This window comes from Campylobacter jejuni (assembly GCF_049221745.1).
Classification (GTDB): Bacteria; Campylobacterota; Campylobacteria; order Campylobacterales; family Campylobacteraceae; genus Campylobacter_D; species Campylobacter_D jejuni_E.
This window is the reverse complement of record NZ_JBMJAO010000020.1, coordinates 1-2,342: the sequence shown is the minus strand read 5'-3', so window position 1 is coordinate 2,342 and position 2,342 is coordinate 1. Positions and strand designations below refer to the sequence as shown.

Annotated in this window: 1 protein-coding gene; it reads right to left on the bottom strand. The window is 31.9% G+C overall.

The features are described from left to right. Nucleotides 1-95 precede the first annotated feature (95 nt). Nucleotides 96-2,342 (bottom strand): hypothetical protein (locus ACOTU8_RS08665; RefSeq protein ID WP_422342543.1); only part of this gene is annotated, 2,247 nt, incomplete at its 5' end.

Sequence of the window (2,342 nt, the reverse complement as noted above, 5' to 3'; positions counted from 1 at the left end):
AAACATCCATCCCAATAATTTTAAAATTATCAGGATGAAATTTTTAACAAGTAGGAGAGTAAACTAAATTAAACTAAGTATTATCTTTTTTGATATTACCAAAGATAATTAAACTGAGCATATCCTGTATGAGTATTGCCATCTTTATCAAACATTCCATTATAGTTTAAACTAAAATAGAAAGCTTCATTAACAGGAATGATTAAAGAAGTACTTACAAATTTTTGTACTCTTGGTAAATAAAACTCATCATTTACTTTTATATTTCCAAATCTAGCCTTAGCTTTTACACTAGGATTGATATTAAACTTAGCTCCAAGTTCTACTGAAGTTTTTAAATTAGGCAACCAATCTCTAAACCAAGTAAAGCTTGTTTTAGTAGAGAAAAGATTTAAGTAGTTTGCATAGGTTCTCTCACCACCATTAACTGTTGCTTGACCTATAGTATCTTTCATAGAAAAAGCTTCTGTATAACCTCCTTCATAAGCAAGACCTATTTCAGGTGAGAATATATCTTTATTAGAAATGAAATTCATACCTAAACCAGTATTTACTCCATAAGCATAAGAATTAGGTTCAGCTTTAGCTTCATTGTTTCCTATTTTTTTAGTTAAATCATTTTTAATTAAAGCTGTTTTACCTTGAGCTTTAATATAAACTTCTTGACCTTTACTTGTAGTAAATAAGGTATTAAAGTATTTTAAACCTGCATAATAGGTTCTATTATTGATATTAAAATAAGTTGAATTCATTTTTGTATCTTCATAACCTGCATATATACCATATATTCCACTATCTTTTAAAGTAGAATAACCTATGATAGTTCCTTTAGTATGTCCTTTACTTTCTTCATTTAAAGAAAGTTCAACATTCTGTGAAGAGGCATAAGGAAGGATAAATAAAGAATGTTCTTTATTGTATCCATAAGCTCCATTATTTAAATCACTCTTTATATAATCACTTGCATCTGCATATAAATTACCCTTTTCAGACATAGCGATGCTTTGAGATTTGCTTGAAGAGCTTAAAGTAAAGCTTTGCATAGAATTACCCATAACATTATCAATAAAGGTTGATCTTCTTGAAGTTGTAGAGATTAAAGATCTAAAGGTTGCTCCAGATATTGAGGCATTAAGGTTAAAATCTGTAGTAAGCTTTCCTGTTAGTGGATCATAGCTTAAAGATATTTCTCCTCCACCATTGGTTCCAATATTGCCAATATTACCTTGATTTACTCCACTAATAATATTATTTATATCACTTAATTCATCAAGATTAACATTGCTTTGATCTACGGTGATGTTTTCTACTTTTACATTAGAAGCACCATTTCCACCTACAACTACAGTTTCTAATTTACCTGTATTTTTATCAGTACTTACTACCCAATCTTTAATTCCAACACTACCACTTCCATTATTGGTTACTGTGTTACCGCTTTCATCTTTACCTACTGAGCCTTGGTTGGAGATAGTTAAGTCTGCATTGCCATTATTAACAATACCTCCACCTATGGTTGCACCTTCACCATTTGAAATTTCAAGACTATTATCACTATTATTAGTAATAGAACCACTTATACCTGTAGATGAAGAAGAGGTATTAGTAATAGAATCAAGTTTGCCACCACTTTCAACCACTATACTTCCTGAGATAGAACCACTTCCTGTATTGGTAATACCACCTTCTACTGAACCACCACTTTCTACTTTGATTTCACCTGTAATAGAACCATTACCTTGATTTACTATACCAGATCCTCCACTTGAAGAGCTAACACTACCACCTGAGATGATAATACCGCCTGTGCTACCTGAACTAGCATTACTACCTATAACACCTTCATTAACTATACCAGCAGTTCCTCCTGTAACTGAACCTGAAATGGTGATTTGAGTATCAATCTCTTTTCCACCCCCTATATAAATACCAGAGTTACCACCACTTACAATAGCGCCACTTTTAACTTCTATACCATCAGCTTCTATAGCTTTAGAAGCTCCATTGTCTATATTTATACCATTATTTCCAGCTTTAATGCTACTACCGCTTTCTAGTATGATTTTACCTAGTTTCATAGTGTTACCGCTTCCACCAGTACTACCATGATCATAAAAACTCAAACCATTTAAATCAGCTTCTATAGTGCCTTTATTGGTAATAGTATTAATCTTATTTCCAGCTTCTGCTAAGATACCATGAGAGTTTGATTGAATAGTACCTTCATTAGTGAAATTATTGATGGTAGAAGGACTACCACTAAGAGTTGCGATACTAATACCTGCAGCAAGACTATTAGAACTAGTTGATTCTATGATTCCAGTATTAATAAGAGTGTTTAT